The sequence below is a fragment of the Stappia sp. TSB10P1A genome (genome assembly GCF_900185725.1).
Taxonomy (GTDB): Bacteria; Pseudomonadota; Alphaproteobacteria; order Rhizobiales; family Stappiaceae; genus Stappia.
Window position 1 is genome coordinate 16843 of record NZ_FYAU01000026.1, and the last position, 23980, is coordinate 40822.

Genomic DNA, 23980 nt, shown 5'->3' on the forward strand with positions numbered 1-23980 from the left:
AGGCGCTCTCGCAAGCAGCCCCGCGCCCATCGGCGCCGCCCAACATGCGCTACCTACATCCGTACACGTTATTTGTCTAGTATTATAGACAACCGACAGTTCACACTGTACGCGGATCGAGTGACGGAGGCATGACGGGCCGCGCCAATCCGCGATCCGACCGGGTGGCTGTCTGAGCCGGCGTCTTTGCTCTAGAAGGAAGATGGCGGCCGAACCGAGGGCGAAAGGAAGCGCATGACCGGCATTGAACGGCAAACGGGCGTTGCCCTGTGGCGGCAAATCGCCGACGAGATTCGCGCCGCCATCGGCAATGGCGATCATGACGACACAGGTCGCCTGCCGACGGAGGCGGTGCTCGCCGCCCGTTTCGACGTCAACCGCCACACCGTGCGTCAGGCTCTCGCAGCGCTTGCCCGAGAGGGCATCGTCGAAACCGTTCAGGGCCGTGGTACAGCCATCGTTCCGCGCCGCCGCGTGACCTATCCGATCGGCCCCCGCACCCGGTTTTCCGCCGGCCTCGGCGGACAGGTGACACAGGCCGTCACCCGTTTGATCGACGTATCGGAAGAGCCGGCCTCTGCCGACCTCGCCGCCCTGCTGCACCTGCAAGCGGGCGCGCCTCTCCTCAAGCTGGAAACGCTGGGCGAGGCAGACAGCATCCCCCTATCGCGCGCCGTCCACTGGTTCGATGCACGCCGGTTTGCCGGCCTGCCCGATGCTTACCGCCTGGAAGGGTCGATGACGCGGGCGCTCGCCGCTTGCGGCGTCCCGGACTATATCCGTCTTTCGACCGAAATCTCGGCCGCTCCGGCCACCGCATCCGACAGGGCAGACCTTGCGCTGCAGCCTGGAGCCGTCGTGCTTCTCACCCGTTCGGTGAACGCGGATTCCGAAGGACACCCGATCCAGGCGAGCCACAGCCGCTTTGCGGCCGAACGGGTCAGTCTGTCGGTGGCCAACGACCGCGACAAACCCCTCCCGGCGCGCGGCTGAGAGCATCGCGCTTGCGCCAGATCACTGCATGACGTATATAATTTATATTATTCGCAACTACGAATGTAAAGGGGTGTTGGGCCGTTGAGCGAAACGCATCCCGATCAGGAGGAAACTGCCTTGCTTGCCAACAGACGACAGTTTCTCGCGCTGGCCGCCGCTGCGTCGGCGCTTGTCGCGCAGACTGGCTCCGCGCGTGCCCAACCGGTGGCGACCGGAGCACAGATCCTCATTCTTGGAGCCGGCGCGGCCGGCACGGCGCTTGCCAATCGTCTGGCGACGCGGCTGCCGGGTGCCCGGATCACGCTGCTCGACCCTCGTCAGGCACACTACTATCAGCCCGGCTTCACCCTGATCGCCGCCGGCCTGAAGCCCGCATCCTACTCGGTCTCCACAACCGCCGAGTGGCTGCCCCGCAATGTCGACTGGATCGCGGAAGCTGCCGCGGAAGTCGATCCTGAGGCCAAGCGCGTGGTCACGACGTCCGGGCGCGCCCTCTCTTACGACTACCTTGTCGTCGCGACCGGCCTGAAGCTCGACTTCGACGCGATCGAGGGCATGTCGACGGATCTGATCGGCAGCAACGGCATCGGAGCCGTATATGCCGGCCCAGATCAGGCCGCCGCCACCTATGCGGAAATGAGCCGCTTCACGGAAAAGGGCGGCACCGCCCTCTTCACCCGCCCCGCGACCGAGATGAAATGCGCGGGCGCCCCGCTCAAATATGCCTTCCTCACCGACGATACGGCCAGACGCAAGGGCACCCGCGGCAAGGTGAAGATCATCTACGCCGCGCATGGCGGCGCCTTCTTCTCGGTGCCGATCGTCAACGAGAAGGTCCGCATGCTGTTCGAGGAGCGCGGCTTCGACACGGTCAAGAACCACGTGATGGTCGCCATCGACCCCGGCAAGCGCATCGCGACCTTCGATACGCCCGAAGGGCGCAAGGAGATCGGCTACGACTTCACCAATGTCATCCCGCCGATGCGGGCACCCGACGCGATCCGCTTCAACAGCCCGCTCTCCTGGCAGGAGGGCCCGTTTGCGGCTGACGGCTGGGTCGAGGTCGACAAGCATTCCTTGCGCCACCTGCGCTATCCCGAGGTCTTCGCCATCGGCGACATCGCCGGCGTTCCCAAGGGAAAGACGGCCGCCAGCGTCAAATGGCAGGTGCCCGTGGTCGAAGACCATATCGCGGCCCAGATCGCCGGCAAGGAAAGCACCGCCAGCTATGACGGCTACACGTCCTGCCCGCTGATCACCCGTATCGGCCGAGCCATGCTCGTCGAATTCGACTACAAGGACAATCTCGTCCCCTCCTTCCCCGGCCTGATCGCGCCGCTGGAGGAATTGTGGGTTTCCTGGCTGATGAAGGAGATCGCCCTGAAAGCCACCTACAACGCCATGCTGCGCGGCCGCGCCTAAGGGAGGACGCCATGAAGGAACTCACGCTTTCAACCATGATCGCCGTGTTCGAGGAGATGTTCGGACCGGCGCTGTTCTGGCTCCTCGTCGTGGTTGCCGCGGCGATCACGGTGGCCTTTATCTTCGTCCTGCTGCGCCAACGCCGCCTGGTCGGCAACTGGCTGCTGCGCGCCGAGTTGCTCGCCCCTATCGGAGCGCTCGCCGCGATCTACTTCGTGCTGACGATCACCAGTTCCGGTTTTTCCGATCTTGGCGGGCCGATCGACGCGATCGTGATGATCCTGATCGGCGTTGCCGGCGCCATCGGACTGACCATTCTTGCCTATGTGGCGCAGGCCCTGATCGGAAGCCGGCGGGTTCAGTAACGCCGCCCGTCGAAACGATGCCGGACGCTCACGCGACTGCGAGGCGTCCGGCAAGCCGTTCAAGCATCGCCAGACAGGCGTGCAACTGCTCCAGCGAAACGAACTCATCCGGCTTGTGAGCCTGGGCGATCGAGCCCGGCCCGCAGACGACCACCGACATGCCGAGTTGCTGGAAAAGCCCGGCCTCGGTTCCGAAGGACACCACATCGGCGCCGTTGGCGCCCGTCAGTTCGGCAACGATGCGCCGGGCCTCGTTTTCCTCGACCGGTTCGAGGCCAGCGACCTCGCCCACCACCTCGCGGCGGATCGAGGCCTGCGGATGCACGCTGCGCATGGCCGGCAACAACTCGTCATGGACATAGGCATCGATGGCCTCGCAGACGAAGGTGCGGTCAGCCTCGGTGACGGGGCGCATCTCCCAGTCGAGGCTGGCGAGCCCGGGGATGACGTTATGCGCCACCCCTCCCATCAGCCGCCCAAGCTGCAGCGTCGTCCAGGGCGGCTCGAAGCGGCTGGCAGCCGGCGCCCTCCCCTTCAACTGCTCCTTCAGCTCCATCAGTCGTATGCCGTAGCGCAACGCGTATTCCACCGCGTTGACGCCGGCATCGGGGACGGAACCATGCCCTTCCAGTCCGCGAAAGGTCGTTGTGTATTCGCAGCAGCCCTTGTGTCCCTCGATGATCCGCATTTCCGTCGGCTCGCCGATCACGGCGAGCGCCGGCCGCACCCCCATGCCGGGCAACTCGCTCACCAGCTTGCGCGCGCCAAGGCAGCCGACCTCCTCGTCATAGGTCAGGCAGATGTGGACGGGGCGCGACAGCTTCGACGCGGCAAAGAGCGGCGCCGTCGCCAGCACCGCCGCGATGAACCCCTTCATGTCGCAGGCACCGCGCCCATAGAGCAGCCCGTCCGCCTCGCGCATGCGGAATGGATCGGATGACCAGTCCTGATCCGCCACCGGTACGACATCGCTGTGGCCGGACAGGACGATGCCGCCATCCTCGTTCGGACCGATGGTCGCGAACAGGTTGGCCTTGCTCCCGGTCTCGTCGACCATCACCCGGGTGTCGGCGCCGAGTTCTCCCAAGCGGTCGGCGGCCCAGGCGATGAGTTCCAGGTTGCTGTCGCTCGAAACGGTGGCGAAGGCGATCAACTCCGCGAGCAGGCTTTTCATGTCGTCGATCAGCGCCATGCGGTCCCGCGTCCCATCTCAGTCCTTGACGAAGAGCGCGCGCGGGCGGTTGCACAGACACTCCGCCGGCCCGTCGTCCCGGATCAGGATGCTCTCGGTGATCTCAAGGCCCCAATTGTCCATCCACAGGCCGGGCATGAAGTGAAAGGTCATGCCCGCTTCCAGCACCGTATCGTCTCCAGGGCGGAGCGAGATCGTCCGCTCGCCCCAATCCGGCGGGTAGGAAACGCCGATCGGATAGCCGCAACGCGCCGCCCGGTCGATGCCGGCGCGCTCCAGCGGAGCGCCCAGCGCCCGCGCGATGTCGCTGGCCCGGTTGCCCGCACGCGCAGCTTCCAGCCCAGCCTCAAGGCCCTCCACCAGTGCGGCCTCCGCGTCGAGCAGGTATTGCGGCGGTTTGCCGAGATAGACCGTTCGGCAGAAGGGCACGTGATAGCGGCGGTAGCAGCCGGCGATCTCGAAGAACGTCGCCGTGTCGGCGGCGATGTGCCGGCCGTCCCATGTCAGGTGCGGAGCGGCGGCATCCGAGCCGCTCGGCAGCAGCGGCACGATGGAGGGATAGTCGCCCCAGGCATCCTCGGTGCCGCGGATCGCATCGGCATAGATGTCGGCGACGAGATCCGTCTTGCGCATGCCGGGATGGATCCGGTCGAAAATGCCGTCGATGATCTTCTCCGAGATCCGGGCAGCGCGACGCATGAACACCAGTTCCTCGTCGGACTTCACCGCGCGCTGCCAGTTCACCAGCGCCGTCGCATCGACAAAGGTCGCCTGCGGCAGCTCTTCCTGCAGGGTCAGGAAGGCCTTGGCGGAAAAATAGTAGTTCTCCAGCTCGACACCGATCCGGGCTTTCGCCAGACCCGCCTCACGGATCAGTTCCGCCAGCGTCTGCATCGGATGGCAGATCGTCGACTGGACAAAGTGGTCCGGATAGAAGGCAACCCGTTCATCCGCCATCCAGACCGTGCGCACCGCGCCGTTCGCGTCCTGCCGCCGTCCCCACCAGATCGGATCGACGTCATGGAACACCAGCACGCCCTGGTGGACATAGAAGGACCAGCCGTCATAGCCGGTCAGCCAGGCCATGTTGGCGGGATCCTCGACGAACAGCACGTCGATATCCTTCTCGCGCATCGCCTTGCGGACCTTTTCGAGCCGCCTTGAGAACTCCGCATCAGAAAACGGAAGATCAGTGCCCGGCATTCCTGTCTCTCCTCGTCGGCCGGCTCCATCGACCGGAGGCTTCACGCGACCAGCCGGCAAATCGTTCTGCACTTTGCACGCTGGCCCCACCATTTGAAAACCCGTCAGACGGAGGCCGAGGTCGGCGTCTTGCACTGCCCAGTGTCGTCTGGCAGATGGACTCTCCTGCCTCAATCCCGCTATGACGCCTGCATGATCCGCCTCGACGACCGCGACATCGCCATTCTGAAGGTGCTTTCCCGCGAAGGCCGCCTGTCCAAGGCGGAGCTGGCGCGCCGGATAAATCTCAGCCCGACCCCCTGCTGGGAGCGTCTGAAGCGGCTCGAAAAAGCCGGGGTCATCGAGGGCTATCGGGCCGAGGTCGCCCTGCGCAAGACCGCCCCCCACGTCACCGTCTTTGTGACTCTGGAGCTGGAAAACCACAGTTCCGCGGCCTTTCAGGCCTTTGAGCGGGCTGTGGAGGCGTATCCGGAGATCGTCCAGTGCTGGGCGCTCGGTGGTGGTTTCGACTACCTGCTGCAGGTGGTCACCCGAGACGTCGACAGCTATCAGCGGCTGATCGACCGCCTCCTAGACCAGGGGCTCGGGCTTGCCCGCTACTACACCTACATCGTCACGAAACCGGTGAAGACCGGGTACGCCCCGCCCCTTGATCTGCTACTTGGCAAGGCAGACTGATCGGCCTGCCGGTACGCCGCAAAAAAGACGAATCGTCTCCACGGCAGGTGTGGTTAAGACGCTTGTTCCCCCGTTTTCGCGCCATGCTGTCCCTGTGCCGCACATGGCGGCGCACTGACCCCAGCCACATGCGGGAGACGGAACATGACGGCACCGAACACCAGGTCCGCGGAACGGACCGCCCCCCTTCTCGACGATGCCCGCCTGCTCAGGCAGTTCTCCTATGTCGCCGGACGCTGGTCGGCGGCGGCGGACGGCCGCACCTTCCCGGTGCGCAACCCGGCCGACGGCAGCCGCATCGGCGACGTGGCAAGCCTGTCCGCGGACGAGGCGCGTGCCGCCATCGATCCCGCCCATCGCGCGTTTGCAGGCTGGTCGGCCCTGCTTCCGCAGGAGCGGGCGCATCTGCTGCGCCGCTGGTTTACGCTCATCTGCGACAACCGCGAAGACCTCGCCCGGCTGATGACGCTGGAGCAGGGCAAGCCGATTTCCGAGGCGCGCGGCGAGATCGACTATGCCGCCGCCTTTGTCGAGTTCTACGCCGAGGAAGCCCGCCGGCCGGACACGCAGAGCGTCACCTCGCACCTGCCGGACGCGGAGATGGAGACCTGGCTAGAGCCGGTCGGCGTGGCAGCGCTGATCACCCCCTGGAACTTCCCTTGTGCGATGATCACCCGCAAGGCGGCCGCGGCCCTTGCCGCTGGCTGCACCGTCCTCGTCCACCCCTCGCATGAGACGCCCTTCTCCGCCCTGGCGCTTGCCGAATTGGCGGAGCGCGCGGGCTTTCCGGCGGGCGTGTTCAACGTCGTCACCGGCGATGCGGCAACCATTGTCGGGACGTGGATGGAGGACACCCGCGTGCGTGCCGCGTCCTTTACCGGCTCCACCGAAATCGGCCGCCTGATCTACCGGCAGGCCGCCTCGACGGTGAAACGTCTGGTGCTGGAACTCGGCGGCCACGCCCCCTTCCTCGTCTTTTCGGATGCCGATCTCGACCGCGCGGTCGCCGAGGCCATCAAGGCGAAGTTCGCCACCTCCGGTCAGGACTGCCTCGGCGCCAATCGCTTCCTCGTCGCCCGGCCGCTCTACAAGGCGTTCTGCAAGCGCTTCGCGGAAGCGGCTGCGGCGCTCTCCGTGGGGCCAGGGCTCGAAGACCCGGCCATCGGCCCCTTGATGAACGAGCCCGCTGTCGCCAAACAGGAGGCACATGTCGCCGATGCGCTGGAGCGCGGCGCCAAGCTCCTCACCGGCGGCAAGCGCCTTCCGGCCGGTCCGCTCTTCTACGCGCCGACCGTGCTGTGCGACGTGCCGGAGGACGCGCTGATCATGCGCGAGGAGACCTTCGGCCCGGTAGCGGCGATCCGCCCCTTCGACAGCGAGGACGAGGCCATCGGAATCGCGAATGACAGCGAATACGGCTTGATCGCTTACATCCACAGCGAGGACCCGCGCCGCATCTACCGCCTGTCGCGGGCCCTGCGCTACGGCATGGTCGCGGTCAATCGCACCAAGGTGACCGGAGCGCCGATTCCCTTCGGCGGCATGAAACAATCCGGCATCGGCCGGGAGGGCGCGGCTGACGGCATGCGCGCCTTCATGGACCTCAAATATGTCTGCCGCGACTGGGCCTGATGCCCATCGGCCTCAACCAAGGGAGCTATCCATGCTGACCAACGACCAGCTCGACAAGTGGGACCGGGAGAACTTCTTCCACCCCTCCACCCATCTGGCACAGCATGCGCGCGGCGAAAGCCCCTCGCGCATCGTCACCGGGGGTGAAGGCGTCTTCATCCAGGACCGTGACGGCAACCGCCTGCTGGATGCGTTCGCGGGGCTTTACTGCGTCAATGTCGGCTACGGCCGCACCGAGATCGCCGAGGCCATTGCCGCCCAGGCGAAGGAACTCGCCTACTATCACGCCTATGTCGGTCACGGCACCGAGACCTCGATCACGCTGGCGAAGATGGTCGTCGAGCGCGCACCCGCCAACATGTCGAAGGTCTATTTCGGCCTCGGCGGCTCGGATGCCAACGAGACCAACGTCAAGCTGGTCTGGTACTACAACAACGTCCTCAGCCGGCCACAGAAGAAGAAGATCATTTCGCGCTGGCGCGGCTATCACGGCTCCGGCCTGATGACCGGCTCGCTCACCGGTCTGGAGCTGTTCCACAAGAAGTTCGACCTGCCCTTCGCCCAGGTGCTCCACACCGAGGCGCCCTACTATTTCCGCCGCCCGGACCTCGACATGAGCGAGGCCGACTTCACGGCCCATTGCGTCGCCGAACTGGAAGAGCTGATCGCCAATGAGGGCGCCGACACCATCGCCGCCTTCATCGCCGAGCCGGTCCTGGGCACCGGAGGCATCGTGCCGCCGCCGGCTGGTTACTGGAACGAGATCCAGCGCGTGCTGAAGAAGCACGACATCCTGATGATCGCCGACGAGGTGGTCACCGGCTTCGGGCGTCTCGGCACCATGTTCGGCTCCGATCACTACGGCATCGAGGCCGACATCATCACCATCGCCAAGGGCCTGACCTCGGCCTATGCGCCGCTGTCCGGCTCGATCATCTCCAAAAAGGTCTGGGAGGTGCTGGAGCGCGGCACCGACGAGAACGGCCCGATCGGCCATGGCTGGACCTATTCCGCCCATCCGATCGGTGCCGCCGCCGGCGTCGCCAATCTCAAGCTCATCGACGACATGGGCCTTGTCGCCAATGCCCGCGAGACCGGCGCCTATTTCAACCAGGCCATGCGTGCCGCCCTCGCCGACCACCCGAAGGTCGGCGACGTGCGCGGCGAGGGGCTGCTGTGCGCGGTGGAATTCGTCAACGACAAGGCCTCGCGCCGCTTCTTCGACGCCTCCGCCAAGGTCGGCCCGGCGGTCGCCAGCGCCCTCCTGAAGCGCGGCGTCATCGGCCGTGCCATGCCCCAGGGCGACATCCTCGGCTTCGCGCCGCCGCTTTGCCTCACAAGCGCGGAGGCCGACCGCGTCGTCGAGGCGACGCGCGCCGCCGTCGCCGAGGTCTTTGCCTGAACCGGCAAATCGCCAACACGGCACAAGAGGGCTGGAGCACACGCTCCGGCCCTTTTTTCTGGCTCAGGCCGGAAGACCCGCTTCCGCGGGGCCATTGCCGGTGCCGCCTCCGGGCTCATCCGGCTCCAGCAGGTCGGCAACCGTGTGGAACGCGCGGATGATCGATGCCTGCTCCTCGGCGCTCATCGCCGCCATGCCGGAAAAGAAGCGTTTGTGAATGAGCGGCGGCGCCTCGGCCAGCACCGCCTTGCCGCTTTCCGTCAGCTCCGTGTGCACGATGCGGCGATCGATCGTACTCCTGCGCCGGGTGATGAGACCGCGCAGCTCAAGCTTCTCCAGGATCGTCACCGTCGTCGGCGGGCTGATATTCGCCACGCGCGAGATCTGCGCCGTTGTCGCCGCCGCGAAGTCCCGCACCGCGTTGAGCACGACGATCTGCGGGATCGTCAGGCCGGTCTCGCGCGCCACCCGCTTCGACCGGACATCCATCGCCTGCACGATCCGCCGGATCGAGCGAATGACATCGCTTGCATCCTTTTGGGCGGCTGCGCGTTCGTCCGTCACGGGTCTCTCCTAGCGCTGGATCCTATTCGATGGCTTGCACAAACAATTACAGCACAAAAGATTTGATTTCAAATGATTTGTATTCTAACTAATAGCGCAAGCCAGCCGCCGAAGCGACGGGCCCCGCGCCCTTTCTGGTGGCAGATGTCATCCGCAAGCCTCCGGGAAAACCGGCCTTGCGGCAACACGAGAAACAGCAAAGGGGCTTCCTTTCATGTGCGGTATTGCCGGCGAATTTCGCTTCGATGGACAGTTTGCGGATGCGGAGGCGGTTGCCCGGATGACGGAGCGCCTGTCGCCGCGCGGCCCGGACGGATCCGGCGTCATGGCACAGGGTCCCGTCGCGCTGGGTCACCGGCGGCTGAAGATCATCGACCTGTCGGAGAAGGCGGCCCAGCCCATGGCCGATCCGGCGCTTGACCTCGCCATCGTCTTCAACGGCTGCATCTACAACTATCCGGAGCTGCGCAAGGAGCTGGAAGCCAAGGGCTACAGCTTCTTCTCTCATGGCGATACCGAGGTGATCCTCAAGGCATTCCACGCTTGGGGCGCCGACTGCGTGAAGCGGTTCCACGGCATGTTCGCCTTCGCCGTCCATGACCGCCGCGACGGGTCGGTCACGCTCGCCCGCGACCGCTTCGGCATCAAGCCGCTCTATCTGGCGGAACGAGGCAAGCGCCTGCGGTTCGCCTCCACCCTGCAGGCGCTGCTGGCCGGCGGCGACGTCGACACCGGCATCGACCGCGCGGCGCTGGCCTGCTTCATGAGCTTCCATGCGGTGGTGCCGGCCCCGCGGACGATCCTCGCGGGCGTGCGCAAGCTGCCGCCGGCGACCGTGCGCCGGATCGAGGCGGACGGGCGCTCCAGCGAGCACCGTTACTGGAACGCCTCCTACACTCGCCGCGAGGAAGACAGCAGCCTGTCCGCCGACGACTGGCGTGACCGGGTGCTGGAGGCGCTGCGCCTCGCCGTGCGTCGCCGCATGGTCTCGGACGTTCCGGTCGGCGTGCTGCTGTCCGGCGGCGTCGACAGCTCGCTGATCGTCGGCCTGCTCGCCGAGGAAGGCCAGAAGGACCTGATGACCTTCTCCATCGGCTTCGAGGAGGCCAATGGCGAGAAGGGCGACGAGTTCGTCTATTCGGACCTGATCGCCGAGCGCTTCGGCACCGACCACCACAAGATCTTCGTGCCCTCGGCCGACCTGATGACGTCGCTGCCGGACACCATCGCCGCCCAGTCGGAGCCGATGGTCTCCTACGACAATATCGGCTTCTTCCTGCTCAGCCGCGAAGTCTCGAAGCACATCAAGGTGGTGCAGTCGGGCCAGGGCGCCGACGAGGTGTTCGGCGGCTATCACTGGTATCCTCCGCTCGCCGGCTCCAATGACGTTGTCGCCGACTACGCCCGCGTCTTCTTCGACCGCTCGCGCGAGACGATGGGCCGGCACCTTTCGCCCGAATGGATGGCCGACAAGGACGAGGCCCTCGATTTCGTCGCCGCGCACCTGATGCAGGGCGGGGCCGAAACCCCGGTCGACCGGGCGCTGCGCCTCGATGCCGAGATCATGCTGGTCGACGACCCGGTCAAGCGGGTCGACAACATGACAATGGCCTGGGGCCTGGAGGCGCGCGTTCCGTTCCTCGACCATGAGCTGGTCGAGCTCGCCGCACGCATTCCGCCGGAGCTGAAGCTGGCGCAGGGCGGCAAGGGCGTCCTGAAGGAAGCCGCCCGCAAGGTCGTCCCGCACGAGGTGATCGACCGCAAGAAGGGCTACTTCCCGGTGCCGCAGCTCAAGTACATCCAGGGTCCCTACCTGGATATGGTGCGGGATGCCCTCACCTCGGCTCCCGCACGCGAGCGCGGCCTGTTCCAGAGGGGCTATCTCGACAGCCTCTTCACCGACCCGACGGCCCATATCACGCCGCTGCAGGGCTCGGAACTCTGGCAAGTCGCCCTGCTCGAACTCTGGCTGCAGACCAACGACATCTGAGGATACGACGATGACGGCAAGCAAGACCGGCGGTACCGGGGGAAAGCGTGGCGACGGGTCGGGGCGCACACCCCGCGACACCCGCCAGAAGGACGCACGGCACCGGGACGCCTATTCTCATCGGCTCAAGCGTATGCGCGAGCACGGCCTGAAGCCGCCGATCGACAACCAGCCGAGCGACGCGCCGGCGGTCACCGTCGACTGCGCCCTAGACCTCGGCTGGGGACGCCTGATCTTCGGACAAACCTTCTCCGAGCCGGAACGGCTGGTCGCGACGCTGGAGGGCGAGTTGCCCGACCGCCGCGACATCGCCGTCTATGTGCGCGACCCGCATGTGCTCCTCGCCAACGCGCCGCAGGAGATCTTCCTCGATCCTTCGCACACGTTCCGGCTCGACCTTTCCACCTACCGCGCCTCCAAGCGAGCGCCCTCGGGCTTCTTCCTGCGCCGCCTGACGTCACAGGCAGATGCGGAGGAGATCAACCGCATCTATGCCGCCCGGGGCATGGTTCCCGTGCCGCCGGACTTCTTCTGGTCAAAGCGCGACGCCCGTTCGATCTGCTATTTCGTGGCAGAGGATGAAGTCAGCGGCGAGATCCTCGGGACCGTTACCGGCGTCGACCATTTCCGCGCCTTCAACGATCCCGAGCGCGGTGCCTCGCTCTGGTGCCTCGCTGTCGATCCTCAGGCCCGGCATCCCGGCGTCGGCCAGGCTCTCGTGTGCCATCTGGCGGACTACTTCGCCGCGCGTGGCCTCGCCTATCTCGATCTCTCGGTCATGCACGACAACGAGCAGGCCATCGCACTCTACGAGAAGCTCGGCTTCCAGCGGGTGCCCTATTTCACCGTCAAGCGAAAGAACCCCTTCAACGAGACCCTCTTCACCGGCCCTGACGTCGATGACGCGCTCAACCCCTATGCGACGATCATCGTGCGCGAGGCGCGCCGACGCGGCATCCGCGTCGAGGTGACCGACGCCGAACGCGGCTTCTTCTCCCTGTCGCAGGGCGGACGCACGATCCGTTGCCGCGAGAGCCTGAGCGAGCTTACCAGCGCCGTCGCCATGTCGATCTGCGACGACAAGACGGCCACGCGAAAGGTGGTCGAAGGGGCCGGCGTGCAGGTGCCGGCGCAGATCCTCGCCGATGCCGGCGACAGCGCGCTCCAGGATTTTCTGGCCCAGCATGGCAAGGTCGTTGTCAAACCGGCTCGCGGCGAGCAGGGCCGGGGCGTCTCCGTCGGGCTTGCGAGCATGGAGGACATGCGCGCGGCGATCGAGGAGGCCCGCCAGCTCTGCGACACGGTGCTGGTGGAGGAATTTGTCGAAGGACAGGATCTGCGGCTGGTCGTCATCAACTACCGCCTCGTCGCCGCCGCCGTCCGCCGGCCACCGAAGATCGTCGGCAACGGCCGCAGCAGCATTCGCGAGTTGATCGAGGCCCAGAGCCGCCGCCGCGCTGCCGCCACCGGGGGCGAGTCCCACATTCCGCTCGACGCCGAGACGCGGCGAACCATCGCCCAGGCCGGCCACGATCTGGAGGACGTGCTGACGAGCAGCGCCGAATTACAGGTGCGCCGCACCGCCAATCTGCACACCGGCGGCACCATCCACGACGTCACCGACATCGTCCACCCGGCACTCGTCGAGGCGGCTGTCCGCTCGGCTCGCGCCATCGACATCCCGGTGACGGGCATCGATCTGATGGTCGCCTCGCCCACCGGCCCCGACTATCGTTTCATCGAGGCCAACGAGAGACCGGGCCTCGCCAACCACGAGCCGCAGCCGACGGCGGAACGCTTCGTCGACTTGCTGTTTCCGCTCTCGATGCCGGCGACCGCCCGCCAGGCCGTCATCGACCAGCATGCGAACCAGGGGGCGGCATGACGCGGCTGACCATCGATACCGATTATCTCGCGCAGACCCTGAAGGCACTGCTCGCGATCCCGAGCCCGACCGGCTACACCGACACCGTGGTGCGACACGTTTCGGCCGAGTTGGAACGGCTGGGGCTGCCGGTCGAACTGACCCGGCGCGGCGCCATCAGGGCGATCCGCCGCGGCCATCAGACGCGAGGCGCGCGCGCCCTTGTCTCGCATCTCGACACGCTCGGCGCCCAGGTGAAGTTCCTCAAGGACAATGGCCGGCTGTCGCTGGTTCCCATCGGCAACTGGTCGGCGCGTTTTGCCGAAGGCGCCCGCGTCACCCTGTTCTCGCATTCCGGCGCCTATCGCGGCACCATCCTGCCGCTGAAATCGTCGGGCCATACCTTCAACGACGAAATCGACACCTCTCCCATCGGCTGGGATCACGTGGAATTGCGCGTCGACGCGCTCGCCTTCGGCCGCGCCGATCTCGACCGGCTCGGCATCGAGATCGGCGATATCATCGCCATCGATCCGCAGCCGGAGTTCCCCGACAACGGGTTCATCATCTCCCGTCATCTCGACAACAAGGCAGGCGTCGCGGTGATGCTCGCCGCACTGAAGGCCATGACCGAGGCCGAGGCCGAAACACCGGTCGACATCCACTGGCTCTTCACCATCGCCGAGGAAGTCGGCGTCGGGGCTTCCTCGATCATCACCCACGACGTCGCCTCCCTGGTCGCCATCGACAACGGCACCACCGCGCCGGGACAGAATTCGAGCGAGTTCGGCGTCACCTTCTCCATGGCCGACCAGACGGGCCCGTTCGACTATCATCTGACGAAGAAGCTGGTGGAGCTGTGCCAGGAGCACGACATCCGCTACCAGAAGGATGTCTTCCGCTACTATCGATCCGATTCCGCCAGTGCCATCGAGGCCGGCGCCGATGTGCGCACCGCATTGATCACCTTCGGCGTCGACAGTTCGCATGGCTATGAGCGCATCCACATGCATGCGCTGCGTTCGCTCGCCGAACTGATCACCGTCTATGCGTCGAGCCCGGTGGAGATCCCGCGCGACTACCAGGAAACGGCCGGCGTCTCCGGCTTCACCCGCCAGCCGACGGCGGAGGCGGAGCAGACGCTGACCCCCGACGCCGAGAACTCCGATCTGCCGTAGCGAACCTTCACGCCCAGCCACGGCACTGCGCGCGCGTTCATCGGCGGGCGGCAAGCCAGCCGGGCCCCGGCCTGCGATGTCATTCCCGCCCCATCGCGCGACGGGACACTACAGCGACACCCGCCGCCTCGCCGTCCGCGGCATCCCCGACACCCGGCACCAGCCGGCTTGCCACGCCCTGCCGGTGCAGCGCATCGAGGAACGCGGCCGCTTCCTCGCTGCTGCCGTCGCCCGGGACCAAACGCACGACCTGGCGTCCCTGTGCCGCCAGTTGCGCCGCCAACGCTACGCCCTCGCGATCCGGCGAACCCTTGCCGCTGACACCGGCAACCAGCAGCCGGCGTGCCTCCCGCCGTGCCAGATCCAGCACCTCGCCAGATACCCCCTCGCCATAGAGGACCACATCCGCGCCTTGCAGCGCGCGGATCGCCTTCATGGTCAGGTGCTCCGCCGGCCCCGGCCCGGCACCGACGAGCGTCACGGATCCGGTCTCCATCGCACCGGCCAGCGCCAGCCGCGACACCACCGCCTCCCAATCTCGCCCGCCCCCGACGGGCGGCCGGCCCGAGAAGGCCTGGCCAGCAAAGTCTTCCCAGAACAGCCGCCGGCGGCGGCCGGCGGGCAGCCGCGCCATCACTCCGGTCCTGATGCGCGCGGCGAGAGCGGCCCAGTCGGCGAGCGCATTCGGCAGCAGAGTCTCGATCCGCTGGCGGATCGCCTGCCCCAGGATCGGCGCGGCCCCGCTTGTCGAGATGCCGACGACCACCGGCGAGCGGTTGACGATGGAGCCGAACTGGAAGTCGCAGAAGTCCGGCCGGTCGATCACGTTGCAAGGCACGCCGGCGGCTTTCGCAGCGGCGGCGAAGCGCTCTGCCTCCCTGTCGTCCTCGGCATCGGCGAGCGCCACCGCCATGCCGGCGAGGCTGTCCGGGCTCCAGTCCCTGGCATGATGGACGAGCCGGCCGTCGACGGCGGCGTCCTCCAGCAGGCCGCGCATCGCATCGCCCGGCTCGGGCGAGCAGACATGGACCTCGGCGCCGGCTGCCGCCAGCAGTTCCGCCTTCCAGGCGGCCGCATCGCTTCCACCGGCGACCAGGACCGGACGACCGGCCAGCGGCAGAAATACCGGCAGGCAGGCAAGCTTGCCTACCCGTGGCGCCCTCACGCCCTCCACTGCCTCAGACGGCTTCCGCAATCGGCGCATGATCCGCTTCCTCCTGTTCGAGCCGGGCAAGGATCGCGCCGATCTCCGAACGGCAGGAACCGCACTGGGTCCCGGCCTCCAGCGCCTCGCCGATCGCCGCTACGCTCACCGCACCTCCGCGCGCAGCCGCAGCGATCTGGTTGACGCCGATGCCGCGGCAGGAGCAGACGATGGCGCCGATGTCCCGCGCGGCACCGCCGGGACGACCCGCCAGCAACGAGAACCGCTCACGCTCCGCAAGCGCGCCACTGGCAAGCAGCCCCGACGCCCAGCTCCGCGACACGGCCACCGGCCCGCGCGAGAAGAAGAACGCAGCAAGGAGCCGCTCTCCCTCGAACCAGGCCATGCGCAGGTCGCCGCTCGCCGTGTCCAGGTATGAAAGGCCTGCTGCTGGATCGCAGCCGGACAGCCGGCCTGCTAGGGCGACAAGGTCCACGTCATCCGCCCCGGCGCATTCCAGCCTGACGCCGCCGTCCGCCGGCGCCAGTGCCCAGTAGTCGGTGCCCACGCTTGCCGGGCGCGCGCTCATCACCGCAAACCCGTACCAGCGCGCGGCGAAGCGCCGGACCGAGACCGGCGTGAACTTCGATCCCGGCTGCCCGGAGATCGGGTCCGTCTCAGGCGCCACCACCGCATCGATCCGTCCAGTGGAGGAAAACTGCCCGCTCCAGTGCATCGGCGCGAAGACAGAGCCTTGCTGTGCCCGCTCGCTCACCAGCACCCGCAGCAAGGCCCGCCCATGCGGGCTTTCGACCACGGCGAGATCCGCATCCTCGAGCCCGGCCGTCGCGGCGTCGCGTGGGTGGATCTCGCAGAACGGTTCGGCGAGATGGGTGAAAAGGCGCGGGCTCAGCCCGGTCCGGGTCATCATGTGCCACTGGTCGCGAATGCGGCCCGTATTGAGCACCAGCGGATAGCGCCGCGGATTTGTTCGCGGCGGCACATAAGCGACCGGCACCAGCACCGCCCGCCCGTCGCCGGTGTAAAAGCTCCCATCGCCAAAAAACCGCGCCCGGCCTTCCTTTGCACCCGCCGGCTGTGGCCACTGGAACGGCGCCAGCGTCTCGTAGTCCTGCGCCGCAATCCCGGCATGGGCGCCGATGTCGAAATCCCGCCTGCCGCCATTGCCCGCTGCCGAGAGCGCTGCGTGCTCACGGAAGATGTCAACGGGCGCGCGGTAGTCGAACGCGTCCGCATGGCCCATCCGCCGCGCCACCTCGGCAAGTGCCCACCAGTCCGGCCGCGCCTCGCCGGCAGGTGCGCGAAAGGCCCGCTGCCGCGAGATCCGGCGCTCGGAATTGGTGACCGTGCCGTCCTTTTCGCCCCAGGCCGCGGCTGGCAGCAACACGTGGGCACAGGGCACCGTGTCGGTGCGGCGGGTCACGTCGGACACGACGACGAACTCGCAGGCCTCAAGCCCCGCGCGCACCGCATCCGCATCCGGCAGGCTGTCGACCGGATTGGTCGCCATGATCCAGATCGCGCGGATCCGTCCCCCGCGCACCGCCTGAAACATCTCCACGGCTTTCAGCCCCGGTCGCTCGGCGATGCGCGGGCTTTGCCAGAAGTCCCGCACCAGCTTGCGATGGTCCGGATTTTCCAGCGCCATATGCGCCGCCAGCATGTTGGCGAGGCCGCCGACCTCGCGTCCGCCCATCGCGTTCGGCTGGCCGGTCACCGAGAAGGGACCGCAACCCGGTCGGCCGATCCGCCCGCTCGCCAGATGCACGTTGAGGATGGCATTGACCTTGTCGGTGCCGGTCACCGACTGGTTCACGCCCTGGCTGTAGACGGTCACCGTCCTCGGCGTCTCCGCCACCCAGCGGTAGAACAGGGCGATGTCACTGGGTGCGAGACCCGTCTCGCGCGCCGCCGCTCGAAGGTCTGCCGGACCGGCGGCGGCAAGCGCGGCCTCCACGCCGCTCGTATGCCGCGCAAGATAGGTCCGGTCGAGCTTGCCCACCTCGGCAAGATGCGCGAGCAATCCGTTGAACAGCGCCACGTCCGTGTCGGGACGAAGGGCGAGATGCAGGTCGGCGACCGCGGCCGTCGCCGTTCGCCGCGGGTCCACCACCACGACCCTGAGCCCGGGCCGCGCCGCCCGCGCGGCCTCCAGCCGCTGGAACAGCACCGGATGACACCAGGCAAGGTTGGAGCCGACCAGCACCACAAGGTCGGCCTGCTCCAGATCCTCATAGGTGCCGGGCACCGTATCGGCACCGAAGGCGCGGCGGTGCCCCGCCACAGACGAGGCCATGCAGAGCCTGGAGTTCGTGTCGATATTCGCCGAGCCGATAAAGCCCTTCATCAGCTTGTTGGCGACATAGTAGTCCTCGGTGAGGATCTGACCCGACACATAAAAGGCAACGCTATCCGGCCCGTGCTCGGCAATCGCTTGCGAGAACTTCGCCGCGACGAGATCGAGCGCCGCTCCCCAGTCGGCCCGTTCGCCGCCGATTTCCGGATGCAGCAGCCGCTCAGCGTCGACAAGCGTATCGGCCAGCGCCGATCCCTTCGAACACAATCGTCCGAAATTTGCCGGATGGTCCGGGTCGCCGGCAACGCTGACCCGGCCGTCGTCATGACGGGTGGCGATCACCCCGCAGCCGACACCGCAATAGGGACATGTCGTGCGCACGCTGTCCGGCATGAGCCTATTCCTCCGCCGCCGGCAGCCGCGCTCCAGCGATCAGCAGCACGCCGTCGCGCACCGTCACCGGATAGGTCGCGACCTGCCCCTCATCGGCGCCCTGCGCCACGCCGCTGGCAAGGTCGAACACCCAGTTGTGCAAGGGGCAGGTCACGGAGGTGCCATGCACGATGCCCTGGCTGAGCGGTCCGCCCTTGTGCGGGCACCGGTCATTCAGCGCATAGACCCGGTCGTCCTCAGTGCGGAACACCGCGATGCAGCCCGCCGGCGTCTTCACCACCCGCGCACCGGCACGGGGAATGTCCTCCAGCCGGCCGATCTCGATCCACTCCGCCGTCATCGCGGTCATTGCGCGGCCTCCAGTTCAAGGATCGCCAGCGGGTTGAACTCGTGCTTGTCCTTGCCGGAGACGCGCTCCGACCACGGGTCAACCTGGGCGAACTGCTGCGAGAAGACGAAGCGCTCGTAATAGGCCGCACGGCGGCCCGCATCGTCCATGATCTGCCGGCGGATCTCGTCGAGGCCGATGCGCTTCGCCCATTTGTAGATCCGTTCCAGGTAGTGGCCCTGCTCGCGATACATCTGCACCAGCGCGGCGATGTGCCGGAGCGCCTCCTCTGCCGTTGCCACATGGCCGAGAACTTCCGTACCCTTGATGTCGAGCCCGGCCGCGCCGGCGAAATGGATCTCGAAGCCGCTGTCGACGCAGATCACCCCCACGTCCTTGCAGGTCGCCTCCGCGCAGTTTCGCGGGCAGCCCGACACGGCCATCTTGACCTTGGCCGGCGTCCACGAGCCCCACATGAACTTCTCGATGGCGATCCCGAGGCCCGTCGAATCCTGCGTGCCGAACCGGCACCAGTCCGAGCCGACGCAGGTCTTCACGGTGCGCAGCCCCTTGGCATAGGCATGGCCGGAGACGAAGCCGGCCTTGCCGAGATCCTCCCAGACCGCCGGCAGGTCCTCCTTGCGGATGCCCAGCATGTCGATGCGCTGGCCGCCGGTCACCTTCACGGCCGGGATATCGAACTTGTCGACGACATCGGCGATCGCCCGCAATTCCTTGGCGGAGGTCATCCCGCCCCACATGCGCGGCACCACCGAATAGGTGCCGTCCTTCTGGATGTTGGCGTGCACCCGTTCGTTGATGAAGCGCGACTGGTAGTCGTCCGCGTATTCGTCGGGCCAATCGCAAACGAGATAGTAATTGAGCGCCGGCCGGCACTTGGCGCAGCCGCCGGACGAGCGCCATTCCAGCTCCTGCATCACCGCCGGAATGCTCTTGAGCTCTTTCGCGCGGATCAGCCGCCGCACCTCGTCATGGCCGAGCGGCGTGCAGCCGCACATCGGCGTGACCGCCTGCGGCGTGAACGCGTCCCCCAGCGTTGCCTGCATCACCTGCTCGACCAGCCCGGTGCAGGTGCCGCAGGAGGCCGACGCCTTGGTGTGGGCACGCACCTCGTCGAGCGTCGTCAGTCCCTTCTCACGGATCGCGCCGACGATCCGCCCCTTGCACACGCCGTTGCAGCCACAGATCTCCGCCTCATCCGGCAAGGCTGCAACGGCCGCCATAGGGTCCAGCGGGGCGCCCCCCTGGAACGACTGGCCGAAGATCAGCGTCTCGCGCATCTCCGAGATGTCGGTGCGGTTGCGGATATGGTCGAAGAACCAGGGACCATCTGCCGCCTCGCCGTAGAGCACCGCCCCGACGATACGGTTCTCTTTGAGAACCAGCCGCTTGTAGATGCCCGAGGCTGCATCGCGCAGCACGATCTCCTCGCGGTCCTCGGCATCGGCAAAGTCACCGGCGGAATAGAGATTGACGCCGGTCACCTTGAGCTGGGTCGCCGTTTCCAGCGGCCGGAATGCTGCTGTCTCGCCCAGCAGCGTCTTCGCCGCAACGCTCGCCATGGTGTAGAGCGGCGCAACCAGCCCGTAGCAGACCCGCTGGTGCTCGACACATTCCCCCACCGCCAGGATGTCCGGGTCGGAGGTCAGGGCCTGATCGTCGATGAGGATACCGCGCTCAACCTCAAGGCCCGCATCGACCGCGAGCCGCGTCTCGGGACGGATGCCGACGGCCATCACCACCAGATCCGCCGGATAGACCGTGCCGTCATCCAGCAGAACCGCCTCGACACTCTCATTTCCGAGGATCGCCTTGGTCTGTGCCTGCGTGTGAACGGTGATGCCGCGCCCCTCCAGTTCCTTGCGCAGCAGGTGGCCGGCGGCCGGATCGAGCTGACGCTCCATCAGGTGCCCCATCAGGTGCAGGACCACCACCTCCATGCCGCGCGAACGCAGCGCCGCTGCGGCCTCCAGACCCAGCAGGCCGCCGCCGATCACCACGGCACGGGCTCCGGGCTGCCCTGCAGCCTCGATCATCGCCTCGACATCATCGAGATCGCGAAAGGCGCGCACGCCCGGCAAGTCGCGCCCGGCGACCGGGATGATGAAAGGCGCCGAACCCGTGGCGATCACCAGCTTGTCGTAAGGCGTTTCGCCGCCTGCGCTCGTGACCGTCTTCGCATCCCGGTCGATGCGCGTTACCGCTTCTCCGAAACGGCAGGCGATGCCCTTGCCCGCGTACCAGGCGGCGTCATGGGTGACGATGTCCTCGTAGGCCTTGTCCCCCGCCAGCACCGGCGACAGCATGATGCGGTTGTAGTTGCCGCGCGGTTCGGCCCCGAACAGCGTGATGTCATAGGCGTCCGGCGCCGCCTCCAGCAGGGTTTCCAGCAGGCGGCCGGACGCCATGCCGGCACCGATCACGACCAGTTTCTTCTTCGTCGTCATTGTCTCACTCCGCGGCTGCAAGGCGGGCGTCCTTCTGGCGCGCGATGCGCGCCGCCCGACGCTCGGTAATGGCGGCAAGCTGGGCCGCGTCCGGGTTGGCGCCGCCCTCATAGGCCTCGAGAAACTCCAGCAGCTCCTCGCGATAGGCGTAGTAGTCGGGATGGGAGATCAGCGCCTTGCGCGAGCGCGGCCGCGGCAGGTCCACCTCCATGATGTTGCCGATGCGGGCATTCGGCCCGTTCGACATCATCACCACCCGGTCGGCGAGCAGGATCGCCTCGTCCACGTCATGGGTGACGCAGATCGCCGTCACCGCGCTGCGGGCCCACACATCCATCAGCACGTCCTGCAATTCCCAGCGGGTCAGGCTGTCGAGCATGCCGAAGGGCTCGTCGAGCAGCAGCAGCTTGGGCGACAGGGCGAAGGCCCGGGCGATGCCCACCCGCTGGCGCATGCCGTTGGACAGCTCCGACGCGCGCTTGTGCATGCTGTCGGCGAGCCCGACGCGGCCGAGATAGTGCTCGGCGATGTCCCGCCGCTCCTCGCGTGTTGCGCCCGGATGCACCTGGTCGACACCGAGCGCGACGTTCTCGTAGGCCGTCAGCCAGGGCATCAGCGACGGCGCCTGGAACACGACGGCCCGGTCGGGTCCGGCTTTGGTCACATGGGTGCCGTCCAGCACCACCGCGCCGCCGGAGATCGGGTTGAGGCCGGCGGCCATCGACAGCACCGTCGACTTGCCGCAGCCCGAATGGCCGATCAGCGTCACGAACTCGCCCTTGCGCATGGTCAGTTCGAAGCCGTCGACCACGGTCAGCGGTCCCTTCGGCGTCGGATAGACCTTGCGCAACTCGCTGAACTGCAGGAAGCGCTCGTCCGCCTGCCGCACCTCGCCCTGCTCAGCCCGTCCCGCCGGGCGGAGTTCGGGCAGGCGCAGCACGGCGGCCTCCTCCCCGCCCCGCGCGGCGCCGGCCTCCATCAGATACGCGGTCACCTCCGCCCGCAGCGCGATGAAGGCATCGTCATGGTTGAGCTCGCTGCGATCGCGCGGCCGCGCGAAGGGCACGGCAAACTCGCGGCCGAGCGTTGCCGGCCGGCCGGGAAGCAGCGGCACGATGCGGTCCGCCAGCAGGATCGCCTCGTCCACATCATTGGTGATGAGGACGATGGTCTTCTTCTCCTTCTCGCAGATGGCCGCGAACTCGTCCTGCAGCTTCGCCCGGGTCAGCGCGTCGAGCGCCGACAGGGGCTCATCCAGCAGCAGTACCTCGGGGCGCATGGCCAGCGCCCGCGCCACCGCCACCCGCTGGCGCATGCCGCCGGACAGTTCCGCCGGCCGCCGGTCGCGGGCATGGGCGAGGCCGACCATGGCGATATAGTCCTCGGCGATCGCCACCCGCTCCGCCTTCGGCAGCTTGCCGAAGACGCTGTCGACCGCCAGCATCACGTTGCCGAAGACGGTCAGCCACGGCATCAGCGAGTAGGACTGGAAGACGACGCCGCGCTCCGGCCCCGGCCCGTCGATCTCGCGGCCCTTGTAGATCCCCCCGCCGCTGTCGGCCTCGATAAGCCCCGCCAGCAGCGAAATCAGGGTCGTCTTGCCGGTGCCGGAATAGCCGACAATGGCGATGAACTCGCCCTCGGCGACCTTCAGGTCGATATCGGCAAGCACCTCGGTGCGCGCATGGCCCTCGCCATAGCCCTTCGACAGCTTGGAGATTTCCAGGATCGTCATCGCCTTACCTCGTCGCGGAGAAGGTGAAGGCGCGCTGCAGCGCATACATCACCCGGTCGAGGGCAAAGCCGATCAAGCCGATGGTGAGAACCGCGACCATGATGCGGGCGAGCGACTGCGAGGAACCGTTCTGGAACTCGTCCCAGACGAACTTTCCGAGCCCCGGGTTCTGCGCCAGCATCTCGGCGGCGATCAGCACCATCCAGCCGACGCCGAGCGACAGGCGCAGGCCGGTGAAGATCAGCGGCAGCGCCGAGGGCATGACCAGCTTCACCACCGTCTTGCGGGTGGAGAGCTGCAGCACCCGGCCGACATTCATCAGGTCCTTGTCGACCGAGGCGACGCCCAGCGCCGTGTTGATCAGCGTTGGCCACATCGAGCACAGCGTCACGGTGACCGCCGAGATCAGCAGCGATTTTGGCAGCCAGTCGGCCGGGTCCGCATAGAGTGCCGAGACGATCATCGTGACGATGGGCAGCCAGGCGAGCGGCGACACCGGCTTGAAGATCTGGATCAGGGGATTGATCGCGCCATTGAAGGAGCGCGACAGGCCCGAGGCGATGCCGAGCGGCACGGCGATCAGCGTCGCTATGCCGAAGCCCAGCCCCACCGTCACCAGCGAGGTGACGATCTGGTCGAGATAGGTCGGCTTGCCCGTATAGCTGCGCCACTTCACCTGGTCGTGCCGGCCGGCCGCCTCCAGCTTGGCGTTGCGCTCGTCCTGACGAGCAAAGAAGTCCGCGGCCTTTTCCCGTTCGCGCAGATGGTCCTGCCACAGGTTGCCGGCCTGCTCCCAGACCTCCGCCGGCCCGGGCACGGCACCGAGCGAGGTCTGCACCTTTGGCGCCAATACCGCCCAGGCGACCAGAAAGACGGCGATGCCGACCAGCGGAATGACCAGCAATCGCTTGAGCTCTCCGAGCTGCTCGCGCGGATCCTCGCCGAGCGCCAGTCGGCCCAGCGGCACCAGCCAGGAGAGACCGAGGGCGTCGAGCCATCCGGCCGCCCGCGACAGGGCGGAAAGAAGCAAGCTGCGGCGGGAGGCGCCAGCCGCATCCGGTGCGGTGGTTTCGGCATGTGCCATGGAAACTGTTCCTCTTGTCCTTCGC

Annotated in this window: 18 protein-coding genes; 9 read left to right on the forward strand and 9 right to left on the reverse strand. The window is 67.1% G+C overall.

Annotated features, from left to right (window positions below):
- Positions 1-234 precede the first annotated feature (234 nt).
- From phnF to TSB10P1A_RS11490, 3 genes are all read left to right on the forward strand, one after another.
- Entirely contained in the window at positions 235-993 is a 759-nt protein-coding gene (gene phnF, locus TSB10P1A_RS11480) for a phosphonate metabolism transcriptional regulator PhnF (RefSeq protein ID WP_186388068.1), read from the forward strand.
- A gap of 120 nt (positions 994-1113) precedes the next feature.
- Entirely contained in the window at positions 1114-2418 is a 1305-nt protein-coding gene (locus tag TSB10P1A_RS11485) for an FAD/NAD(P)-binding oxidoreductase (protein WP_186388069.1), read from the forward strand.
- 11 nt (positions 2419-2429) lie between these two features.
- A complete protein-coding gene (locus tag TSB10P1A_RS11490) occupies positions 2430-2783 on the forward strand; it encodes a DUF5368 domain-containing protein (RefSeq protein WP_186388070.1) in 354 nt (117 codons plus the stop codon).
- A gap of 28 nt (positions 2784-2811) precedes the next feature.
- Here the strand turns inward: TSB10P1A_RS11490 and argE are convergent, their stop codons facing one another.
- Both argE and doeA read right to left on the reverse strand, forming a co-directional pair.
- Positions 2812-3975, reverse strand: coding sequence for an acetylornithine deacetylase (argE, locus tag TSB10P1A_RS11495; RefSeq protein ID WP_186388071.1), 1164 nt, complete (start codon positions 3973-3975; stop codon positions 2812-2814).
- Positions 3976-3993: 18 nt separating this feature from the next.
- Positions 3994-5178, reverse strand: a complete 1185-nt coding sequence (doeA, locus tag TSB10P1A_RS11500; RefSeq protein WP_186388072.1) for an ectoine hydrolase DoeA — start codon at positions 5176-5178, stop codon at positions 3994-3996.
- Between the two features lie 192 nt (positions 5179-5370).
- On the opposite strand from doeA, the gene TSB10P1A_RS11505 reads away from it, so the two are divergent.
- From TSB10P1A_RS11505 to TSB10P1A_RS11515, 3 genes are all read left to right on the forward strand, one after another.
- Positions 5371-5856 carry an Lrp/AsnC family transcriptional regulator gene (locus TSB10P1A_RS11505; RefSeq protein ID WP_208984856.1) on the forward strand — a complete coding sequence of 162 codons (486 nt, stop codon included), beginning with the start codon at positions 5371-5373 and terminating at the stop codon, positions 5854-5856.
- Between the two features lie 144 nt (positions 5857-6000).
- Positions 6001-7488 (forward strand): NAD-dependent succinate-semialdehyde dehydrogenase, encoded by a 1488-nt coding sequence (locus tag TSB10P1A_RS11510; RefSeq protein ID WP_186388073.1) that lies wholly within the window; start codon positions 6001-6003, stop codon positions 7486-7488.
- 31 nt (positions 7489-7519) lie between these two features.
- Positions 7520-8890 carry an aspartate aminotransferase family protein gene (locus TSB10P1A_RS11515; RefSeq protein ID WP_186388074.1) on the forward strand — a complete coding sequence of 457 codons (1371 nt, stop codon included), beginning with the start codon at positions 7520-7522 and terminating at the stop codon, positions 8888-8890.
- Positions 8891-8953: 63 nt separating this feature from the next.
- Here the strand turns inward: TSB10P1A_RS11515 and TSB10P1A_RS11520 are convergent, their stop codons facing one another.
- Positions 8954-9454: a MarR family winged helix-turn-helix transcriptional regulator gene (locus tag TSB10P1A_RS11520; protein WP_244293087.1), complete on the reverse strand. Its 501-nt coding sequence runs from the start codon at positions 9452-9454 to the stop codon at positions 8954-8956.
- 214 nt (positions 9455-9668) lie between these two features.
- Between TSB10P1A_RS11520 and TSB10P1A_RS11525 the strand changes: the two genes are divergently transcribed.
- From TSB10P1A_RS11525 to TSB10P1A_RS11535, 3 genes are all read left to right on the forward strand, one after another.
- Complete coding sequence (locus tag TSB10P1A_RS11525) at positions 9669-11444, forward strand: N-acetylglutaminylglutamine amidotransferase (RefSeq protein ID WP_186388075.1); 1776 nt, start codon at positions 9669-9671, stop codon at positions 11442-11444.
- Positions 11445-11577: 133 nt separating this feature from the next.
- Positions 11578-13329, forward strand: coding sequence for an N-acetylglutaminylglutamine synthetase (gene ngg, locus TSB10P1A_RS11530; protein ID WP_208987093.1), 1752 nt, complete (start codon positions 11578-11580; stop codon positions 13327-13329).
- Complete coding sequence (locus TSB10P1A_RS11535; RefSeq protein ID WP_186388077.1) at positions 13326-14486, forward strand: osmoprotectant NAGGN system M42 family peptidase; 1161 nt, start codon at positions 13326-13328, stop codon at positions 14484-14486. Before ngg ends, TSB10P1A_RS11535 begins: the two co-directional genes overlap by 4 nt.
- 79 nt (positions 14487-14565) lie before the next feature.
- On the opposite strand, the gene TSB10P1A_RS11540 is transcribed toward TSB10P1A_RS11535, so the two are convergent.
- From TSB10P1A_RS11540 to TSB10P1A_RS11565, 6 genes are read right to left on the reverse strand one after another with little or no spacing between them, the layout of a single operon-like run.
- Positions 14566-15690: an NAD(P)-dependent oxidoreductase gene (locus tag TSB10P1A_RS11540; protein WP_186388078.1), complete on the reverse strand. Its 1125-nt coding sequence runs from the start codon at positions 15688-15690 to the stop codon at positions 14566-14568.
- Positions 15665-18340: a nitrate reductase gene (locus TSB10P1A_RS11545; RefSeq protein WP_186388079.1), complete on the reverse strand. Its 2676-nt coding sequence runs from the start codon at positions 18338-18340 to the stop codon at positions 15665-15667. Before TSB10P1A_RS11545 ends, TSB10P1A_RS11540 begins: the two co-directional genes overlap by 26 nt.
- A 4-nt stretch (positions 18341-18344) precedes the next feature.
- Positions 18345-18680 (reverse strand): nitrite reductase small subunit NirD, encoded by a 336-nt coding sequence (gene nirD / locus TSB10P1A_RS11550; RefSeq protein ID WP_186388472.1) that lies wholly within the window; start codon positions 18678-18680, stop codon positions 18345-18347.
- Between the two features lie 5 nt (positions 18681-18685).
- Positions 18686-21136, reverse strand: a complete 2451-nt coding sequence (nirB, locus tag TSB10P1A_RS11555) for a nitrite reductase large subunit NirB (RefSeq protein ID WP_186388080.1) — start codon at positions 21134-21136, stop codon at positions 18686-18688.
- 4 nt (positions 21137-21140) lie between these two features.
- Complete coding sequence (locus TSB10P1A_RS11560; protein WP_186388081.1) at positions 21141-22871, reverse strand: ABC transporter ATP-binding protein; 1731 nt, start codon at positions 22869-22871, stop codon at positions 21141-21143.
- Positions 22872-22875: 4 nt separating this feature from the next.
- Positions 22876-23955 (reverse strand): ABC transporter permease, encoded by a 1080-nt coding sequence (locus tag TSB10P1A_RS11565; RefSeq protein WP_186388082.1) that lies wholly within the window; start codon positions 23953-23955, stop codon positions 22876-22878.
- Positions 23956-23980: the final 25 nt, after the last annotated feature.